Genomic DNA, 17,848 nt, shown 5'->3' with positions numbered 1-17,848 from the left:
GGGGCTACGCCCCCGCGGCCCGGCCGGCCGCCGGGCCCCAGTGGGCCGGGTCGGGCACCCCGGGCGGACGGTTGCGGCCCGGGCGCCGCGCCGCGTCCCCGGCCGACTGGCCGGGGTTGACCGCACCCGGCCACGCCTTGGCCACCCGGGAGGCCAGCACGAAGTCCTTGCGCAGCGGATGGCCCTCGAAGCCGTCGGGCAGCAGCAGCGGGTCGAGGTTCGGGTGGCCGGTGAAGACCACCCCGAACATCTCGTGGGTCTCCCGCTCGTGCCAGTTCGCGCCGCGGAACAGCCCCGTCGCGGTGGGCAACCGGAGGTCCTCGGCCGGCGCCACGGTACGCAGGAGCAGGTGGTGGCGCCCCCGGGGGCAATGCAGGTGCGCCACCACCGAGATCCCGGCAGGGGCGGCGTCGCGTTCGTCGACGCCGCACAGGAAGTCGAAGAACGTGCAGCCCAGCTCGTCACGTGCCCATTCCAGGGCCGGCAGCCAGGCGGCGCGCTCGACGCTCACCGTGAGCAGACCGTGCTCGATCGCGGTCTCGCACACGGCGAGCGCCGCGCCGGCCAGCAGGGCCATGTCCTCGGGGTCGATCCCCGTGCCGGCGGTCCGCAGCCGGCTGTCGACGTCGCTGCTCATCGGCCCGCCTCCGGGCGCAGGACCTCGCCCAGCGACTGCGCGGCGATCTTCTTCTGCAGTTCCACGATCCCGTGCAGCAGGGCTTCCGGCCGGGGCGGACAGCCGGGCACGTAGACGTCCACCGGCACGATCTGGTCGACGCCCTTGGTGACGCAGTAGGAGTCCCAGTACGGGCCGCCGCTGTTCGAACAGGAGCCGAACGAGATCACGTACTTCGGCTCGGGCATCTGCTCGTAGAGCCGTTTCACGGCGGGCGCCATCTTGTCCGTCACCGTGCCCGAGACGATCATCAGATCGGCCTGGCGCGGACCGTGGGCGAACGGGATCACGCCGAGCCGGATGAAGTCGTGCCGGCTCATCGACGTGGCGATGAACTCGATCGCGCAGCACGCCAGCCCGAAGTTGAACACCCACAGCGAGTACCTGCGGCCCCAGTTGAGCACGAACCGGATCGGCTCCGGGATCTGGTCGAACGCATCGGCACGCGGGCGCCGCGACGGCGGCGACAGGTCGATCACACCCACGTCAGGACTCCCTTGCGCCAGGCGTAGACGACGCCGGCCGCGACGATGCCGAGGAAGACGAACATCTCCGCCAGCGTCACGGCGCCGAACCCGGGCCGGGCGAACACCGTCGCCCACGGGAACAGGAACACCGCGTCGACCGCGAAGATCAGGTACAGGAACGCGAAGACGTAGTAGCGGACGTGCGACTGCGCCCAGCCGCCGCCGGCCGGGTCGAGCCCGCACTCGTATCCGCGCCGCTTCTCCGGTGTCGGGCGGTGCGGCCGCAGCAGCCGGTTGGCCGCGAAGCTCACCGCCACGAAACCCGCCCCGACCACGAGGAGCAGGCCCACGAGGGCGTACGAGCCGAAGTATCCGTCCACAAAGGCATCCCGTCGACCGAGGCAGGAAGGACCACACCGGCCGGCGGAGAACCGCAGACCGTCCTGTGTGCCGCTCCACCATGGGGGCCGCGAGACACAACTGTCTATTGAGACTTCACCGCGAACCATCAAGGTTCCGTTTGATGGTCTCCGCCTCCCCCGCCGGCTCCCCCGCACCGGGGAGGTACCGGTGCGGGAGAACCCCTACCGTGGCCGCGATGCAGGCCACCGTCGCGTCCTTCTCCCCCGAATCCCGCATCGGCACCGTGCTGCTCGACGACGGCGCCGAGCTGCCCTTCGGCGCGCCTGCCTTCGACGCCAGCGGACTGCGCCTGCTGCGCTCGGGTCAGCGCGTGGCCATCCGGGTGCGCGACGGGGTCGTCGTCGCGCTCAACCTGGCCACCCTGCCCCTGGACGGGCCGCGCTGAGCGCCTCTGCGATCAACCCCGGTCAGCGGTCGACGTCGCCGACCACGAAGAACATCGATCCCAGGATCGCGATCATGTCGGCGACCAGGGCGCCGGGCAGCATCTCGCCGAGGACCTGGATGTTGTTGAACGAGGCCGACCGCAGCTTGAGCCGCCACGGCGTGGTCTCGCCCCGGGACACCAGGTAGTAGCCGTTGACGCCGAGCGGGTTCTCGGTCCAGACGTAGGTGTGCCCGGCCGGCGGCCGGATCCGCTTGCCGGTCGGGGCCGCGATCGGCCCCGGCGGCAGCTCCTCGAGCTGGTCGAGGCACGCCTCGGCCAGCCGCAGCGAGACCCCCACCTGCTCGGCCAGGCACTCGAAACGGGCCAGGCAGTCACCCGCGGTGCGGGTCACGACCGGCACGTCCAGCTCGCGGTAGGCCAGGTACGGGTCGTCCCGGCGCAGGTCGACGTCCAGGCCGCCGGCCCGGGCGATCGGCCCCGACACCCCGTACTGCGCCGCCTGCGCCGCAGACAGCACTCCGACCCCGCTGGTCCGGGCCCGGAAGATCTCGTTGCCGCCGATGAGCGCGTCGATGTCGGCCATGCCGCGGCGCACCGCCGCGATCGCGGCGCGGGCGCGGCCCGGCCAGCCCTCCGGGATGTCGGCCGCCAGACCTCCCACCCGGTTGAACATGTAGTGCATGCGGCCGCCGGAGATCTCCTCCATGACCGCCTGCACGGTCTCCCGCGCGTCGAACGCGTAGAAGACCGGGGTGATCGCGCCGAGCTCCAGCGGGTAGGAGCCGAGGAACATCAGGTGGTTGAGCACCCGGTTCAGCTCGGCCAGCAGGGTGCGGAGCCAGACCGCGCGCTCCGGCACCTCGATGTCCAGCATCCGCTCGACGGCCAGCGCCACGCCGAGTTCGTTGCCGAACGCCGACAGCCAGTCGTGCCGGTTGGCCAGCATGATGATCTGGCGGTAGTCGCGGACCTCGAACAGCTTCTCCGCGCCCCGGTGCATGTACCCGACGATCGGTTCCGCAGTGACGATGCGCTCCCCGTCGAGGGTGAGCCGCAGCCGCAGGACGCCGTGCGTCGCCGGGTGCTGCGGGCCGATGTTGAGGACCATGTCCTCGGTCGCGAGCCCGGCGGCGCCCGCTCCCATGCCGACCGTCCGCTCGACGGTCATCGGGCCGGGGGGACAGGGAACGCGGCGGATGCGTCCATGTCGATCGTCTGGACGAGCCAGCCGAATCGGCCGAGTCCGCACGGATCCATCAGTTCTGCCTCCTCTCCTGCGCGCTGGAGTTCGCGCAGGTAGTGGGTGGGAGCGGAGTGGGCGAGCTGGTGCGGGGGCCGCGCGCCCCGCAGGCCCAGGGCGCGCAGCGCGGCACGCTGGGTGGTGAGCAGGGTGTCGTGGGCCCCGGCCCGCGCGCCCGCCGCCGCACAGGCGTCCAGCGCGACGTGGGCGGTGATGTCGCACGACCCGTCAGGGACCGGGACGACCGCCCGGCCGCCGCGGTAGCCGGCCAGCGTGCCGAACGGGGGCCGCGCCGACCGGTCGTGGGCGTAGTCGGCGGCGACCGCCAGTCCGCGGTGCAGCCGCCGGACCACATCGGCCCAGGCCTCGTCCCGTGGCCGGCCGACCTCGGCCCGGTCGCCCGGCTCGGTCAGCGGCCACCAGCGTCGCAGCCAGGCCGCGTCGGCCGCCGTGGGCGCCGGGCCCCGTCGCTCGTCCCCGGTCACCGGGTCCACCAGCAGCAGCCGGTCGCCGTCCGCGGTGCGCACGACCACGTCGACCGGGATGTTGTCCAGCCACTCGTTGGCGATCACCACACCGGTGATCACGTCGGGCGGGCAGGATCGCCAGCCGATCTCCGGGGCAAGCCCGTCGGGACGCGCGGCCCGTTCCACCGCCGTGAGCCGCAACCGGGACCGGAGCTCGGCGGGCGCCGCGGCGCGCAGGCCGAGCAGCAGCTCCGCGCGGCCGGCGCCGACGTCGACCACGTCCAGCACCGCCGGGTGCCCGAGCGCCGCATCCACCCCCTGCAGCAACGTCGACAGCGCCGCGGCGAACCGCGCCGACGCGTGCACCGAGGTGCGGAAGTGCCGGCACGGCGCGCTGCGGCGGTAGAAACCGCGCTCGGCGTAGAGCGCCCGGTCGGTGGCCGCCCGCCACCCCGTCCACATGTCAGGACGCCGGTGCTACGCGCTGGAACGTGCCGATCTCCCACGCGCAGCGGACGAGCAGGGCGGCTGTCGCCGCCGACCGCCCGCGGTGCGCGGCCAGGAACAGCGGCCGTCGCAACGGGGTGGCCCCGGTGGGGACCTCGACGAGCTCCCCCGAGGCCAGTTCCGCCGCGACGCCGTCCCGGGAGACCAGCGTGACCCCCAGGCCCAGCAGCACCGACTTGAGGACGCCGCCGTTGGACCCGACGGTCATCGTCCGCGGGGTGAGCCCGAGCTCGGCGAGGACCGCCTGGGTGCTCGCCCGGGTGTTCGAGCCGCGCTCCCGCAGCAGCCAGGTCTGCTGCCCGAGCCAGGGGACGGTCGGGGACACGCCGCTCTCGGCGAGCAGCTTCGCCGGCGCGACCACGATGAGCTCGTTCGGACGGACGCCGACCACGACGCCGAGGTCCTCGGGGCGGGACCCGATGGCCAGGTCGACCTCGTTGCGGGCGAACAGGGTGTGTACCCGTTGCTGGTTGTCGACCTCCAGCAGCACCCCGGCCTCGGGATGGCGGTCGCGGAAACCGGCGAGCAGAGCGGGCAGGACGTGCTCCCCGGCGCTCGTGACGGCGGCCAGCCGGACCGTGCCGCGCTCCGGGTCGGCCTCGCCCGCCGCGGCCAGCCGGGCCTCGTCGAGCAGGCCGAGCACCCGCTGGGCGTACCCGGCGTAGACCTCGCCGGCCGCGGTCAGCCGCAGCCCGCGGCCCTCGCGGCAGACCAGCTCCACGCGCAGCGAGTCCTGCAGGGCGGACAGGGCCGCCGAGACCGCCGACGCGGTCACCACCAGGCGGTCGGCCGCGGCGCGCACCGAACCCGCCTCGGCCACCGCGAGGAACGTGCGCATCTGGGTCAGCGTCACCGGTGATCCCCCGGGCTGCGTAGCGGCGCGCTCAGCGTCCGGCCTCCAGTACGTGGTGCAACAGCAGCAGCTGGGTGATCGCCAACGGCTCGCTGCGGGCGCCGGAGCCGCCGAGCAGACCCAGACTCTCCGGAACCTCCCCCGGTTCGTCGAGCTGCGCCCAGATGATCTTCTGCAGGGTCCGGCTCTCCTCGGTCGGGACGTAGCCGTGCACGTGCAGTGTGTCGACGGGCCTGCCGTCGGTGTCGCGGGCCAGCTTGAGGTGCATCGTCCGGAGCCCCTCGGCAGGCGCCGCCTGCGCCAGGACGGCGCTCAGGTCCGGGTGCCGGATCGTCGGGCGCAGGAGGAGCTCGGCGGACAGCGGGGTGCCCGGGGGGTCGTCGCGGACCGGGATCGGGGCGAACCGGACCACGATGTCGGCGTGCCGGCGCTGCGGCCGCACGTACGCCGCCGAGTCCGGCTCACGCCGCTGCAGCTCCGCCAGCACCTGCGCCGCGGAGTACCCGCGGCTGGCGGTGTCCCGGGCCAGCTTCCAGGCCCGGCGGACGTCCTCGGCCGGGTCGAGGAACACGGTCACGTCGAAGCACGCGCGGGCCAGCCTGCTGTGCAGCGGGAACAGTCCCTCGACGATCATGAACTCGCGCGGCTCCACCCGCTCCGGGCGGGTCAGCAGGCCGGTGGCGTGGTCGTAGACCGGTTTGAGCACCGGCTGCCCCGTGGCCAGCAACTGCAGGTGCTGCTCCATGATGTCGAGGTGGTTGCAGTCGGGGTGCAACGCGGTGAAGGGCAACCCCCGACGCTCCACCCGGTCGTAGCGGTGGTAGTCGTCCACGCACAGTGACGCGCAGCGCTGTGGCCCCAGCGCCTCGACCAGTCCTCGCGTCAGGGTGGTCTTACCGGCGGCGCTGTCGCCCGCGATGGCCACCATCACCGGTCTCGGGCGAGAGGCGCCCGCACGCGCCATCCGCATCGCCTTGTCGGCCATCTCCGCACCTCCCACCGGCCCGGGCGGTCCGGTCGCCCACTCGGAGGTGCCGAGGCTAGGAGGGATGCGGCGTCGCGGACTCCCCCGCTGTGGGGGTCGGACGGGGGATCCGGGCGGTGCGGCGCTAGCTGGCCGCCTGGTCCAGCGCGAACGGGTTGGTCACCTGCACGCGGCGGGTGCGCTTCTTCGGGGCCTCGGCCGCCTCGGCGGCCGGCTGCTCCGGAGCAGCCGCGGCGGCCGGGGCCGAGTCGCGGGCCTCGTAGGCCTGAAGGATCTGCGCCGGGATACGTCCGCGCGCGGAGACCTGGTGGCCGTTCCCCCGGGCCCAGGCCCGGACGGCGTCGTTATGAGCCCGATCGACCGGGGACGTCACCCGTCCGCGCGCCGGTGCCGCTGCCCGGCGTCCTGCACGACGGGCCGCGGCCAGGTACGGCCGCAGCATGTCGTCCAGCCTCCTGCGGTTGTCCTCGGACAGATCGATCTCGTAGTCCCGGCCGTCGAGCGCGAAACTGACGGTGGTCGACGCCTCCGACCCATCGACGTCGTCGATCAGCCGAACTTCGACCTTCTGAGACATGGAGACGTCCGCCTTTCGAGTCATGCAGTGATTACCGTCGATTTTCCGGCGGCAACCGGACCTGTCAAGCTCGACAACCCCCTCGTGGCCGGAGGCACACTGTCGCCCATATCACAGATCCTCCATTGTTTCAGTAAATTCGACGAGTCGAACGGAGCGTCGGCGCACATTCAGCGCCTTTTCTCGCGGCGCCCGCCCGCGTGCGGAGTCAGACCAGCCGACCACCGCCGTCGACGTGCACCGTGGCACCGGTCATGAACGGGTCGGCCAGGGCCACCAGGGCCGCGGCGGAGATGTCGGCAGGCCGCCCGATGCGCCGGGCCGGAATGCGCGCGGCGACATCGGCGAACATCTTCTCCTTCTCGGCGCCGAGGTGGTCCCACGCCCCGGAATCGACGATCCCGGGCGACAGTGCGTTGACGCGCAACGGCGCCAGTTCCACGGCGAGCGCCCCGGCGAGGAAGCTCACCGCACCGTTGGTGGTCGCCATGACCACCAAACCCGGTTCGGGCTTCCACGCCGCGATGCCGGAGAACAGCAGCATCGAGCCACCGTCGCGGAAGCGACCGGCCAGATGTTTGGCAAGCAGCAGCACGCCGATGACCTTGGCGTCGAAGGCCCGCACGATCGCGTCTCGCCGAAGCTCGGTGACGGGCCCGTTGGCGTGGTTCGCGGCCAGCGACACCAGGTGGTCGAGCTCCCCGACCTGCTCGGCCAGCGCGATGACGGACCCTTCGTCGTCCAGATCGAGCCGGGCGGTATCGACCTCCCCGATCAGCTCGGCCGCGGACTGCTCGAGTCGGGCCTGGTCGCGGTCGGCGAGGACGACCGAAGCGCCCCGGTCCAGGGCGTCACGGGCGATGCGCCTGCCGATGCCGGAGCCGCCTCCGACGATGACGATCTTCTTGTCACGCAACGCTTCGTCCACCGTTGCTCCTCCCGGGTCCGGGTCCGTCCGGCCGATCGCGCCCGGACTGAGGCGCACCCCCGCCCGTCGGCACCGGATGGTTCCCGCCAGGGCCGGATGCATGCGTCGCGGCGCAGCCGCCGGGCGCGGCCGGGCCCTGACGTGCGCACGATCGCCACCGGGGGCGTGCTTCCGGTCGCCCGGCTGACATGCGGACGAACAGCGACACACGCCCGGGTGATCCGCCGGAGGCCCGCAGCGTCGACGACCCCGGTCGAAAGCTGCCGATTCGCTCTCACTGCCAGATTGCTCCCGCTTCTACATGGATGCCGACCGGCACCCACACGGCCGATTTTGTGACTTTCCGTGTTCGTAAATGCTCCTTTACCGCTCCTGCTGTCAATTCGGTCGCATCCGCTGCTGACATAGCTCGTTGAGTCGGCATCTGACCTGACGGCACCCGCTGCTCTCCCGTTCAGGCAAGAAGAAGGGACTGTCGATGCCCGCACATCGCCGTGCACCCCTGCGAGCGGCCCCCGGACGCCGCGACATGGGCCGCCGTCGCTTCCTCGGTTACCTACTGGCAGCACCGACGTTGGCGGTGGCGGCCGGAGTGACCTGGGAATCGATCAAACCCGACTCGGCGGAGGCCGCGATTCCGTCGGCCCCGGCGCCCGAGGAGGCTTTCGATCTCGGCGATCTCCAGGACCTCGCCGCGGCGCCGACCTCGCACCTGATCTCGATCCAGGTGAACTCCGACGGCACCGCGTCGTTCGCGGTGCCCCGCGCGGAGGTGGGACAGGGCATGACCACCGCGGTCGCCATGATGATCGCCGATGAGATGGACCTGCCGCTGGACAAGGTCACCGTCACGCTGGCGGATGCCCGTCCCGAACTGGTGTTCAACCAGCTCACCGGCGGATCCAACTCGATGCGCAGCCTCTGGGTCCCGGTCCGTACCGCGGCGGCGATCGCCCGGCAGCGATTGGTCGACACCGCGGCGGCACAGTGGAAGGTGCCGGCCTCCGAGCTGAGCACGAAGGGCGGCGTGGTCACGCACCCGAGCGGGAAGACAACGACCTACGGATCGCTCGCGGTCCCGGCCGCCGTGTCCACGCTGACCTCGACCTCGGTGCTGCTCAAGCCCTCGTCGCAGTTCACGATCCTCGGCAGGCCGCAGAACCGCATCGACGCGCTCGACATCGTGACGGGCCGCAAGACGTTCGCGATGGACCTCGAGATCCCGAACGCGAAGCCGACGATGGTGCGCCGGCCACCGACGATCAACGGCACGGTGACATCGGTCAACAACGCCGACGAGGTCAAGAAGTTGCCCGGCATCACCGATATCGCGGCGATCACCCACGGCGTCGCGGTGCGCGGGGAGACCTTCGGCCAGTGCATCGACGCGATCCGGGCGCTGGACGTGACCTGGGGCCCCGGCACGGTCGACGACGAATCCGACGACACCGTGCTGGCCAAGCTCAAGGCGGCGGCCCTGCCACTGGCGGTGCCGAAGCTGCTGACGAGCTCGATCGACGCCGAGTTCACGTTCGCATTCGCCAGCAACAGCCCGCTGGAGCCCGACTGCGCGGTCGCCGACGTCCGGCGCGACCGTGCCGAGATCTGGGCGAGCCTCAAGGTGCCGATCGACGCCCAGGAGGAGATCGCGCAGATGCTCGGCCTCCCGACGAGCGCCGTCACGATCCACGTGACCCAGGGCGGCGGCTCGTTCGGACGCCACCTGTTCCACGACGTGGCCGCCGAGGCGGCCGAGGCGTCGCAGAAGATGGGCAAGCCGGTCAAGCTGATGTGGTCGCGCACCGACGACTTCCGGCAGGGCCGCACCCACCCGATGTGCCTCGCCCAGATCCGCGCGACCTACGCGGGCGGAAACGTGGTCAGCTACGAGCAGCGGCACACCAGCGTGCAGACCGACTTCAGCCACGGACTCGGAGAGATGATCACCGCGACGGCGGCCAAGGCGCCCATCGCCGGCAATCTGAGCTTCGCCCAGACGATCTTCGAGCTGACCCAGTCCTCGCCCTACAACTTCGGCGTCACGACGCAGCTGCTCAACGAGGTACCGCTGACGTTCAACACCGGCAGCATGCGCAACATCTACTCGCCGAATGTGGTGTGTGCACAGGAACTCGTCGTCGACCAACTCGCCGCGAAGATGGGCCAGGATGCGGTGGACTTCCGCCGCGCGTTCCTCAGGGACGACCGGTTGAAGGCCGTACTGGAGAAGGCCGTCGATGTCGGCGACTGGGGTAAATCACTTCCTGACGGGGTCGCGCAGGGAATCGGGCTGCACTCGGAATATCGAGGGGCCATCGCGGTCCTGGCCGAGGTCGACTGCCGGCCCGAAACCGTGAATCGGAAGATCCGGGACGCGGTGACCGGTCCACGCGTGACGAAGGCGTTGATCGTGGTCGACCCGGGCCTTGCCATCAATCCCCGCGGGCTGGAAGCACAGATGATCGGCGGCATGAACGACGGCATCGCCATGGCGCTCACCTCGAGCCTGCACATCAAGAACGGCATCCCGCTCGAAGGCAGCTGGGACAACTACTTCTACACGCGGCAGTGGAACACACCGCTGGAGATGCAGGTCGTCATCATGCCGACCACGACGGGCAAGCCCGGTGGCGCAGGCGAACTGGCCGTCGCGCCCGCGTTCGCCGCGGTCGCCTGCGCCTACGCCCGGGCCACGGGAACCATGCCGACCTCGTTCCCGATCAACCACAACACCCTCGGCTTCGAGCCGTATCCGGCGGAGCCGTCGTCGCCCCAGTCACCCACCGACGGCCTGGACTACGCCTACTAAGGAGCCCCTGTGCCGACACACACCTTCACCCTGAACGGCAACCAGGTCTCGGTCGACTGCGACGACGACGTCCGGCTGCTGTGGGTGCTGCGCGATCTGCTGGGCGTTCACGGCCCGAAGTACGGCTGCGGCCTGGACGTCTGCAAGGCCTGCACCAGCCACATCAACGGCAAGGCGTTCAACCCCTGTTCGGTGCCGGTCTCGAAGATCGCGCCCACCGACGAGATCACCACGATCGAGGGCCTGCCGGCGACCGTCGGCAAAGACCTGCACCCGATGCAGGAAGCCTGGCTCGAGATGGACGTCGCCCAGTGCGGATACTGCCAGCCGGGTCAGATCATGACCGCCGTCGCGAAGGTCAGGCAGGCGAGGGACGCCGGCCGCGACATCACCGACGACGACCTCGACGAGATCCGCAACATCTGCCGATGCGGCACCTATTCCCGCATCCGCCAGGCCATCAAGGCGGGCGCCAAGAAGATGTAGGAGTGCTCCGCGGGCGCCGCGTGCTTCCGGATCCGGCTCACGACCCGGCCGTCTGCATCAGCGCCGTGAACTGGGCCAGCCCGATGTTGCCGCCGGAGAGCACGACGCCGATGCGCCGCGGGAGCGACTCGATGCGCCCGGCCAGCAGGGCGGCGAGCCCGGTGGCGCCGCTGGGTTCGAGGACGATCTTCAGCCGCTCGAACCCCAGGGCCATCGCGGCGCGGATCTCGTCGTCGCTGACGACCACGACGGCGTCGAGCAGCTTCTGGTTGATCGCGAACGTCAGCTCACCAGGGGTCTCGGCGGCCTGGCCGTCGGCGATGGTGCGGGGCACCGGGATCCGCACCCGGTGGCCGGCGGCGAGCGAGCGCCGGGTGTCGTCGCCGTTCTCCGGCTCGACGCCGATCATGCGGATGCGGCTGTCGAAGGACGTCGCCGCGGTGGCGCACCCCGCCATCAGCCCGCCGCCCCCGACCGGCGCCACCAGGGCGTCGAGCGTCCCGACCTCCTCGATCAGCTCGAGGCCGGCGGTGCCCTGCCCGGCGATCACGTGCGGATGGTCGTAGGGCGGGATGATCGCGAGCCCGCGCTCCGCGGCGATCCGCTGCCCGATAGCGACCCGGTCGCCGGTGTAGCGGTCGTAGCTGACGATCTCGGCACCGTAGCCGCCGGTCGCCGCGAGCTTGATCGGTGGCGCGTCGCCGGGCATGACGATGACCGCCCGGCTGCCGAGTTCGCGCGCCGCCAACGCGACGGCCTGGGCGTGGTTGCCCGACGAGTAGGTGACCACGCCGCGCCGCACCTGCTCGGGCGCCAACCGCGAGATCGCGTTGTAGGCACCGCGGAACTTGAACGCACCGATCCGCTGCAGGTTCTCGCACTTGAGGAAGACCTCGGCCCCGACCAGGGCGTCGATCGTTCGCGAGTGCACGACCGGCGTCCGGTGCGCCACGCCGCGGATCCGCGCGGCGGCGTCCTCGACGTCGTGGATCGTGACGGCGGTGTCGACCATCGGCGCGAGCCTCCGTTCTCCGGTGCGATCGAGATGTCGCACCGGTAGCCTCCACCATCGTGCAAGGCGACGTTGAGGTCCCCGGTCCGGACATCACGCACCGCGTGGCGGCGCTCGAGTCGATCCTCGTCGAGAAGGGCTATGTCGATCCGGCGGCGCTCGACGTCATCATCCGGACCTACGAGTCGGAGGTCGGGCCGCGCAACGGCGCGCAGGTCGTCGCGAAGTCCTGGGTGGACCCGGACTACCGCGCCTGGCTGCTCACCGACGCCACCGCGGCGATCGCCTCGCTCGGGTTCACCGGGCGGCAGGGCGAGCACATGGTCGCGGTCGAGAACACCACGGCCACGCACAACCTCGTGGTCTGCACCCTGTGCTCGTGCTACCCGTGGTCGGTCCTCGGACTGCCGCCGGTCTGGTACAAGTCGCCGGCCTACCGCTCGCGCGCCGTGATCGACCCGCGCGGCGTGCTCGCCGACTTCGGCGTCACCCTCGATCCGTCCACCCGGATCCGGGTGTGGGACTCCACCGCCGAGATCCGCTACCTCGTCGTGCCGATGCGTCCCGCGGGCACCGAGGATCTCTCCGAGGCCGAGCTCGCCGAACTGGTCACCCGCGACTCGATGATCGGCGCCGGATTGGCGGGCCGATGAACGGCGCACAGGACCTCGGCGGGGCGATGGGGTTCGGCCCGGTCGAGCCCGAGCCCGAGGACGTCCGGTTCCACGCCGACTGGGAGAAGCGGGTGCTCGCGCTGACCCTCGCCGCCGGCGCGACGGGCACCTGGTCGATCGACGCGAGCCGGTACGCGCGGGAGAGCCTGCACCCGGCCGACTACCTCGGCTCGACCTACTACGAGATCTGGACGAAGGGGCTGGAGCGCCTCCTCGTCGACCACGGCCTGGTCTCCGCCGAGGAACTGGCCGCCGGGCGCTCGCTCGGCCCGGGCCGGCCGGTGCGTCGGGTGCTCGGCGCGGCCGACACCCCGGCGCTGCTGGCCGCGGGCACGCCCTACGACCGGCCCGCGGCCGCGCCGGCCCGGTTCGCGGTCGGCGACCCGGTGCGCACCCGCAACGAGCACCCGACGGGGCACACCCGGCTGCCCCGCTACGCCCGGGACAAGCACGGCGTGATCGAGGCGGTCCGCGGCGTGTTCGTCCTGCCCGACACCAATGCCCACGGCGCGGGTGAGCACCCCCAGTGGCTCTACACGATCCGGTTCGACGCGCACGAGCTCTGGGGCCGCGGCGCCGACCCGACCCTCACCGTCTCCATCGACGCGTGGGAGAGCTACCTCGAAGCGGCGAGTGCCGCACCACGGTAGTTCGATCTTGGGCAGACCACCGTGACGTGACGCTCGGCGGGCGTCGCTCAGGCCGTCGGCGCACCGGGGAGAGCTGCCAGCCGGATGCCAGGCCCTCGACGGTGACCACGTCGGGCCCGTCGGCCGACAGCTCACGGTGTGGACCGGGCCACCCGGGCCCAGACCGCCACGACGAGCGCCGCGGCCAGGTACACGGCGGCCACCACCGCCCAGGCGGGTGCGAAGTGGACGCTGCCGTCCACCGCCTGCCCGAACACCGCCGGCCCCGTCGCGAACCCCGCGTAGAGGCCGAAGGCGAGCACGGCCGATGCCCCACCCACGGCACCCCCGCGGGCCCGTCGCACCACGGCGAGCATGACGACCGCGTTCGACCCGAGCGCCGTCGCCCCGTGCACCAGCGCCGCCGGCCACACCAGCCAGGCGAGCCCGAGTCGCTCCGCGGCGACCAGCAGCAACGCTCCCCCGGCTGCGGCACTCGCGAGGCCGATCAGCAGCGGGCGCTGGCCGTCGGACCCGCCGGCGACCCGCGACCAGCCGATACGGGCCACGACGCCCGCCCCGCCCGCGACCGCCGCGGTCGCCCCGGCGACGGCCACGCCGATCCCGAGCGAGTCGTGCGCGAACAACGGCAGGTAGACGTTGGTCGCCTGCAGCGCGGACGCAGTGAGCACGGTGTAGCCGAGCAACCACCACACGTCCGCGGGTATCCGCGCCCGGCCGCCCCGCGACGCCCCGGTGGCGGAGACGACGCGTCCGGGCACGGCGCGGCGGACCAGCAACAGCCCCGACGTCGCGACGACGGCGGTGCACGCGGTCGCGGTCCGCCACCCGGCGAGCGCGGCGAGGCCGGGGAGCGCGGCGCCGGCCGCGAGCTGTCCGAGCTGAACCCCCGACTGCTTGACCCCGACGAGCAGGCCCAGCCGCTCGGGCGGGACGTGCGCCGACACCAGCCGGTTGGTCACCGGGTTGGACAACGACTGCGCCGCGCCCGACACGACCACGGCCGCCAGCAGCCACCCCAGACCGGACGCGACGGTCACCAGCCCGAGCGCCACACCCCCGCCGACGAGCACGAACGCCGTGACCAGCCGCTCCGGCACCCGGTCGGCGAGCGAACCACCGAGCACCGCGCAGACCGCCGCGACGAGGAACGCGGCCCCGGCCAACGCCCCCAGCGACGCCCGCGAGAGCCCGAGGTCGTGCACCAGCAACGGCGACAGCGCGGTGATCGCGTAGAGCGCCAGCGGACCGGCGCCCATGGTCAGGACCAGCAGCGTGGCGAAACCCCGTGGCGGCGCCTCGGTAGGGGCGCTCACAGGTCGAGCACGAGGCGCGGGCTGCGGGAGCGGCCGACGCAGATCATCATCGTCTCGCCGCGGCCCCGCTCGGCGGCGCTGAGGATCGTGTCGTGGTGCTCCGGCTCGCCGTCGAGCACCCGGACCTCGCAGGTGCCGCAGAAGCCGTCCTCGCAGGAGGACAGCACGTCGGCGCCCGCCGCCCGGACGACGTCGAGCAGTGTCCGGTCCGGGGGCACCGCGAGCACCGTGCCGGACCTGCGCAGCTCGACCTCGAACGCGCCCCCGGCCGCCACCGCGGGCGCGGCCGTGGCGGCGAACCGCTCGGTGTGCAGGTCCAGCTCGCCGCAGGCCTGCTCGGCGGCGCGCAGCAGCCCCTCCGGCCCGCAGCAGTAGACCGCCGTGCCGGGGGCGGCGGCCGCGGTGAGCCCGGCGACGTCGAGCAGACCGCACTCGTCCTGCGGCACGATGTGCACGCCGTCCGGGTGCAGGCGGCGCAACCGGTCCACGAACGGCATCGACGCCCGGTCACGGCCGCCGTACCAGAGCTCGCAGGGCCGCCCGCGGCGGCGGATCTCGACCAGCATGGGCAGCAGTGGGGTGATCCCGATGCCGCCGGCGAGCAGCAGGTAGGCGGGAGCGTCGACGAGCTCGAACCGGTTGCGCGGGCCACGTACGCCCAGCGTGGTGCCGACGAGCGCGGTCGCATGCACCTCGGCGGAGCCGCCGCGCCCGGCCGGCTCCCGGCGGACCGCGACCAGATAGCAGGACCGGTCGGCAGGGTCGCCGCACAGCGAGTACTGGCGCACCAGCCCCGACGCCAGCACCAGGTCGACGTGCGCGCCGGGCGACCACTGCGGCAACGCGGCGCCGCCCGGGTCGACCAGCCGCAGCGCCAGCACGCCGTCGGCCTCCCAGCTCGCGCGCTGGACCAGCAGCGTCCGGGTGCCCGCTGGGGCCTCGGCGGTGAGCACTGCGGTCACCTCACGCCCCCTGCGCGCTGGGCCGGGGCGCCGAGCCGCCCCGCACCACGTCGAGGAACGACGCTGCGAGCCGCACGCTGCGCACCACCACGAGCATGTCGACGGCCTCGCGCAGCGAGGTCATCCCCGGGCCGGTCAGCGGCCCGTGCCCGTCATCCACCACGACGGCGGCGACGAGACAGCCGGCGAGGCGGGCGACGGTGCCGATCCGGTCGACGTACGCCGCGTCGACCTCGGTGAGATCGGCGGCGAGCAGTACCACGACGTCGGCCCCGGCTGCGGTCGCCTCCAGCCCGTGGCCGTTGCCGCCGGCCCCCTGGTAGGTCGCCACGCCCTCCAGTCCGAGCTCCGCAGATCCCCGCGCCACACCCGAGCCGGACGCACCGAGCGGGGCCAGCACCACCCGGGCCTCGTAGGACCTCCTGGTCACAGCGTCTCCTCTCCGTCCGGCCACGGCCGGACCACGACGTGCGGGGTGTCCGGCCCCTGCCCCGCCGCGAGCCGGTCGAGCATCTCCCCGACTCCGTCGAGCCCGACGTGCGCGGTCGGGACCGCGGCCAGCCCCGCACCGCCGGACCCGAGCACCGCGACCGCCTGAGCGACGCGCTCGGGAGCCCGGCCGCGCACGGCCCGGACGGTGAGCACCCGGCGCACCAGGTCGGCCGCGTCCAGCTCGAACGCGGCGGGGGACTTGATGCCGCCGATCACCAGCCGCCCACCCGGGCGCAGCAGCGCGAGGCCGGTGGCCACGCTGGCCGCGTCGCCGCCGGCCAGGTCGAACACCACGTCGGCGAGCCCGTCACCGGTGAGCCCGCGCAGCGTCGCGGCCTCCTGCCCGGTCTCGGCCGTGGCCGCGCCGAGGTCACGCGCGATCCGCAGCCGGGCCCGGTCGGAGGCCAGCCCGCAGGCCAGCACCGTCGCCGCGCCGCCGTGCCGGGCGGCGGCCACCGCGGCGAGGCCGTGATAGCCCGGCCCGAGCACCACGACGTCCTCCCCCGGCTGCAGCGCCCCGGCGCCGAGCGTCCAGTCCAGCGCGTTGGCCAGCGGCAGCGCCCATACCGCGAGCGCGGTCGACAGTCCCGCGGGCAGCCGGTGCAGGACCGCGTTGGCCGGCAGATGCAGGTACTGGGCGTTGCCGCCCCACAACGACGGCGCCTCGGCGACGCCGACGGTGCCGAGCCGGCGCCCGCCGCGCCACAGGTCGGTGTCCGGGCACAGCCGGTAGCGCCCGGCCCGGCACTGCGCGCAGTGCCCGCACGGCAGGTACTCCTCCAGCACCACGTGGTCGCCGGGGTGGACCCCCCAGCGCCGGGCGGCCCGGTCGCCGAGCGCGACGACCTCACCGACCGCGTGGTGGCCGAGCACGCACGCCTCGGGCACGCCCTTGGCGTACAGCGCGACGTCGGTGCCGCAGATGCCGGACGCCTCCACCCGCAGCCAGCCGGTGTCCGCGTCGCACGGCGGGATCGCGAACTCCCGCAACTCCGTGCGCCGCGACGGCAGCGCGACGCTGGCCAGGCCGGTCGCCGGGGTCACCGGCGCCACCCGCGGCGGTGCCCGGCCACGGCCGCCTCCTTGCTCGCCCGCTGGCTCGCGGTGACCTCGTCGCGCAGGTGCTGCCAGATGTCGTAGACGATCTCGCCGTACTCCGGGCGCTGGCGCAGCTCGAGCACGCTGCGGGGCCGCTCGAACGGCACGTCGACGAACGCCTTCGCCCGGCCCGGCCGCGCGGTCATGACCATGATCCGGTCCCCCAGTGATACGGCCTCGTCGACGCTGTGGGTGATGAAGACGACGGTCTTGCGGGTCTCCTCCCAGATCCGCAGCAGCTCCTCCTGCAGCAGCGTCTTGTTCTGCTCGTCGAGTGCGGAGAACGGCTCGTCCATCAGCAGCACGTCCGGATCGTTGGCGAAGGCCCGCGCGATGGACACCCGCTGGCGCATGCCGCCGGAGAGCTGGTGCGGGTAGGCGTCGGCGAACTGCGTGAGGCCGGTCTTGTCGAGGAAGTGGTCCACGACGTCGCGGATCTCGCCCGCCGGCCGGTTGCGCATCCGCAGCCCGTAGGACGCGTTCTCGCGCACCGTCATCCACGGGAAGATCGAGTCGCCCTGGAAGATCATCGAGTTGGCCGGGCGATCACCGCTCGCCCCGGACAGCGTGACCTCGCCCTCGGTGGGCTGTTCCAGTCCGGCCAGGATCCGCAGCAGGGTCGTCTTCCCGCAGCCGCTGGGGCCGACGATCATGAAGAACTGTCCGGGCTCGATCGCCAGGTCGACCGAGTCGAGCGCGACGACCTCGCGGTTGTTCACCGCGAAGCGCTTCGACACGCCCACGAGTCCGATCTTGGGCCGGGCCGGCGCGGCAGGTGCGGCGGCTGCGGGCAGGGTGGTGGGCACGGCCGGGTCCTTCCGGTCCTGGGACAGGGCGG

The 17,848-nt window shown here is 72.7% G+C and carries 20 protein-coding genes; 5 read left to right on the top strand and 15 right to left on the bottom strand.

The window, feature by feature from the left end; all coding sequences use genetic code 11:
* Nucleotides 1–4: 4 nt before the first annotated feature.
* The 3 genes from HF526_RS09120 to HF526_RS09110 are packed head-to-tail and all read right to left on the bottom strand — an operon-like array spanning nt 5 to nt 1,523.
* Complete coding sequence (locus tag HF526_RS09120; protein ID WP_211176977.1) at nt 5–637, bottom strand: NADH-quinone oxidoreductase subunit C; 633 nt, start codon at nt 635–637, stop codon at nt 5–7.
* Nucleotides 634–1,161: an NADH-quinone oxidoreductase subunit NuoB gene (locus HF526_RS09115; RefSeq protein ID WP_338051376.1), complete on the bottom strand. Its 528-nt coding sequence runs from the start codon at nt 1,159–1,161 to the stop codon at nt 634–636. The genes HF526_RS09120 and HF526_RS09115 overlap by 4 nt, the downstream gene beginning before the upstream one ends.
* Nucleotides 1,152–1,523, bottom strand: coding sequence for an NADH-quinone oxidoreductase subunit A (locus HF526_RS09110; protein WP_211176976.1), 372 nt, complete (start codon nt 1,521–1,523; stop codon nt 1,152–1,154). The genes HF526_RS09115 and HF526_RS09110 overlap by 10 nt, the downstream gene beginning before the upstream one ends.
* A gap of 218 nt (nt 1,524–1,741) precedes the next feature.
* Between HF526_RS09110 and HF526_RS09105 the strand changes: the two genes are divergently transcribed.
* Entirely contained in the window at nt 1,742–1,951 is a 210-nt protein-coding gene (locus HF526_RS09105; RefSeq protein ID WP_169380906.1) for a hypothetical protein, read from the top strand.
* Between the two features lie 22 nt (nt 1,952–1,973).
* Here HF526_RS09105 and HF526_RS09100 read toward each other — a convergent pair whose 3' ends face one another.
* The 6 genes from HF526_RS09100 to HF526_RS09075 all read right to left on the bottom strand — a co-directional run bounded on the left by HF526_RS09100 (nt 1,974) and on the right by HF526_RS09075 (nt 7,511).
* The gene (locus HF526_RS09100) at nt 1,974–3,122 is read right to left on the bottom strand and encodes an NADH-quinone oxidoreductase subunit D (protein ID WP_169380905.1); all 1,149 of its coding nucleotides are present in this window, start codon (nt 3,120–3,122) and stop codon (nt 1,974–1,976) included.
* On the bottom strand, nt 3,119–4,123 hold the full coding sequence (locus HF526_RS09095) for an SAM-dependent methyltransferase (protein WP_169380904.1): 1,005 nt from the start codon (nt 4,121–4,123) through the stop codon (nt 3,119–3,121). The genes HF526_RS09100 and HF526_RS09095 overlap by 4 nt, the downstream gene beginning before the upstream one ends.
* A gap of 1 nt (nt 4,124) precedes the next feature.
* Entirely contained in the window at nt 4,125–5,021 is an 897-nt protein-coding gene (locus HF526_RS09090; RefSeq protein ID WP_169380903.1) for a LysR substrate-binding domain-containing protein, read from the bottom strand.
* A 31-nt stretch (nt 5,022–5,052) separates the two neighbouring features.
* Nucleotides 5,053–6,006, bottom strand: a complete 954-nt coding sequence (locus HF526_RS09085; protein WP_169380902.1) for a phosphoribulokinase — start codon at nt 6,004–6,006, stop codon at nt 5,053–5,055.
* A gap of 124 nt (nt 6,007–6,130) precedes the next feature.
* On the bottom strand, nt 6,131–6,583 hold the full coding sequence (locus HF526_RS09080; protein ID WP_169380901.1) for a histone-like nucleoid-structuring protein Lsr2: 453 nt from the start codon (nt 6,581–6,583) through the stop codon (nt 6,131–6,133).
* Between the two features lie 208 nt (nt 6,584–6,791).
* A complete protein-coding gene (locus HF526_RS09075) occupies nt 6,792–7,511 on the bottom strand; it encodes an SDR family oxidoreductase (RefSeq protein WP_338051375.1) in 720 nt (239 codons plus the stop codon).
* 529 nt (nt 7,512–8,040) lie between these two features.
* On the opposite strand from HF526_RS09075, the gene HF526_RS09070 reads away from it, so the two are divergent.
* The gene (locus HF526_RS09070) at nt 8,041–10,320 is read left to right on the top strand and encodes a molybdopterin cofactor-binding domain-containing protein (protein WP_239028475.1); all 2,280 of its coding nucleotides are present in this window, start codon (nt 8,041–8,043) and stop codon (nt 10,318–10,320) included.
* A 9-nt stretch (nt 10,321–10,329) separates the two neighbouring features.
* Nucleotides 10,330–10,806 carry a 2Fe-2S iron-sulfur cluster-binding protein gene (locus HF526_RS09065; protein ID WP_169380898.1) on the top strand — a complete coding sequence of 159 codons (477 nt, stop codon included), beginning with the start codon at nt 10,330–10,332 and terminating at the stop codon, nt 10,804–10,806.
* Between the two features lie 37 nt (nt 10,807–10,843).
* Here the strand turns inward: HF526_RS09065 and HF526_RS09060 are convergent, their stop codons facing one another.
* A complete protein-coding gene (locus HF526_RS09060; RefSeq protein ID WP_169380897.1) occupies nt 10,844–11,818 on the bottom strand; it encodes a threo-3-hydroxy-L-aspartate ammonia-lyase in 975 nt (324 codons plus the stop codon).
* A gap of 59 nt (nt 11,819–11,877) precedes the next feature.
* On the opposite strand from HF526_RS09060, the gene nthA reads away from it, so the two are divergent.
* The gene (gene nthA / locus HF526_RS09055) at nt 11,878–12,471 is read left to right on the top strand and encodes a nitrile hydratase subunit alpha (protein ID WP_338051374.1); all 594 of its coding nucleotides are present in this window, start codon (nt 11,878–11,880) and stop codon (nt 12,469–12,471) included.
* Nucleotides 12,468–13,142 carry a nitrile hydratase subunit beta gene (gene nthB, locus HF526_RS09050; RefSeq protein ID WP_169380896.1) on the top strand — a complete coding sequence of 225 codons (675 nt, stop codon included), beginning with the start codon at nt 12,468–12,470 and terminating at the stop codon, nt 13,140–13,142. Before nthA ends, nthB begins: the two co-directional genes overlap by 4 nt.
* 131 nt (nt 13,143–13,273) lie before the next feature.
* Here nthB and HF526_RS09045 read toward each other — a convergent pair whose 3' ends face one another.
* Genes HF526_RS09045 through HF526_RS09025 form a run of 5 tightly spaced genes read right to left on the bottom strand, consistent with a single transcriptional unit; the run spans nt 13,274 to nt 17,816 of the window.
* Complete coding sequence (locus HF526_RS09045) at nt 13,274–14,458, bottom strand: MFS transporter (RefSeq protein WP_169380895.1); 1,185 nt, start codon at nt 14,456–14,458, stop codon at nt 13,274–13,276.
* Nucleotides 14,455–15,420 (bottom strand): PDR/VanB family oxidoreductase, encoded by a 966-nt coding sequence (locus tag HF526_RS09040; RefSeq protein ID WP_420821604.1) that lies wholly within the window; start codon nt 15,418–15,420, stop codon nt 14,455–14,457. The genes HF526_RS09045 and HF526_RS09040 overlap by 4 nt, the downstream gene beginning before the upstream one ends.
* 1 nt (nt 15,421) lies before the next feature.
* Nucleotides 15,422–15,850 (bottom strand): hypothetical protein, encoded by a 429-nt coding sequence (locus HF526_RS09035; protein WP_169380894.1) that lies wholly within the window; start codon nt 15,848–15,850, stop codon nt 15,422–15,424.
* Nucleotides 15,847–16,956 carry an alcohol dehydrogenase catalytic domain-containing protein gene (locus HF526_RS09030; RefSeq protein WP_169380893.1) on the bottom strand — a complete coding sequence of 370 codons (1,110 nt, stop codon included), beginning with the start codon at nt 16,954–16,956 and terminating at the stop codon, nt 15,847–15,849. Before HF526_RS09030 ends, HF526_RS09035 begins: the two co-directional genes overlap by 4 nt.
* Nucleotides 16,953–17,816, bottom strand: a complete 864-nt coding sequence (locus HF526_RS09025) for an ATP-binding cassette domain-containing protein (RefSeq protein WP_169380892.1) — start codon at nt 17,814–17,816, stop codon at nt 16,953–16,955. Before HF526_RS09025 ends, HF526_RS09030 begins: the two co-directional genes overlap by 4 nt.
* Nucleotides 17,817–17,848: the final 32 nt, after the last annotated feature.

Source organism: Pseudonocardia acidicola (genome assembly GCF_012911935.1).
GTDB lineage: Bacteria > Actinomycetota > Actinomycetes > Mycobacteriales > Pseudonocardiaceae > Pseudonocardia > Pseudonocardia acidicola.
Note: the sequence above shows the minus strand (reverse complement) of the source record. Positions and strands in the feature narration are given on the sequence as shown.

Coding starts and splice junctions, on each gene's coding strand:
- HF526_RS09100 (WP_169380905.1), bottom strand. CDS start 3,122: ATGACCGTCGAGCGGACGGTCGGCATGGGAGCGGGCGCCGCCGGGCTC.
- HF526_RS09080 (WP_169380901.1), bottom strand. CDS start 6,583: ATGTCTCAGAAGGTCGAAGTTCGGCTGATCGACGACGTCGATGGGTCG.
- HF526_RS09070 (WP_239028475.1), top strand. CDS start 8,041: ATGGGCCGCCGTCGCTTCCTCGGTTACCTACTGGCAGCACCGACGTTG.
- HF526_RS09085 (WP_169380902.1), bottom strand. CDS start 6,006: ATGGCCGACAAGGCGATGCGGATGGCGCGTGCGGGCGCCTCTCGCCCG.
- HF526_RS09060 (WP_169380897.1), bottom strand. CDS start 11,818: ATGGTCGACACCGCCGTCACGATCCACGACGTCGAGGACGCCGCCGCG.
- nthB (WP_169380896.1), top strand. CDS start 12,468: ATGAACGGCGCACAGGACCTCGGCGGGGCGATGGGGTTCGGCCCGGTC.
- HF526_RS09105 (WP_169380906.1), top strand. CDS start 1,742: ATGCAGGCCACCGTCGCGTCCTTCTCCCCCGAATCCCGCATCGGCACC.
- HF526_RS09120 (WP_211176977.1), bottom strand. CDS start 637: ATGAGCAGCGACGTCGACAGCCGGCTGCGGACCGCCGGCACGGGGATC.
- HF526_RS09095 (WP_169380904.1), bottom strand. CDS start 4,123: ATGTGGACGGGGTGGCGGGCGGCCACCGACCGGGCGCTCTACGCCGAG.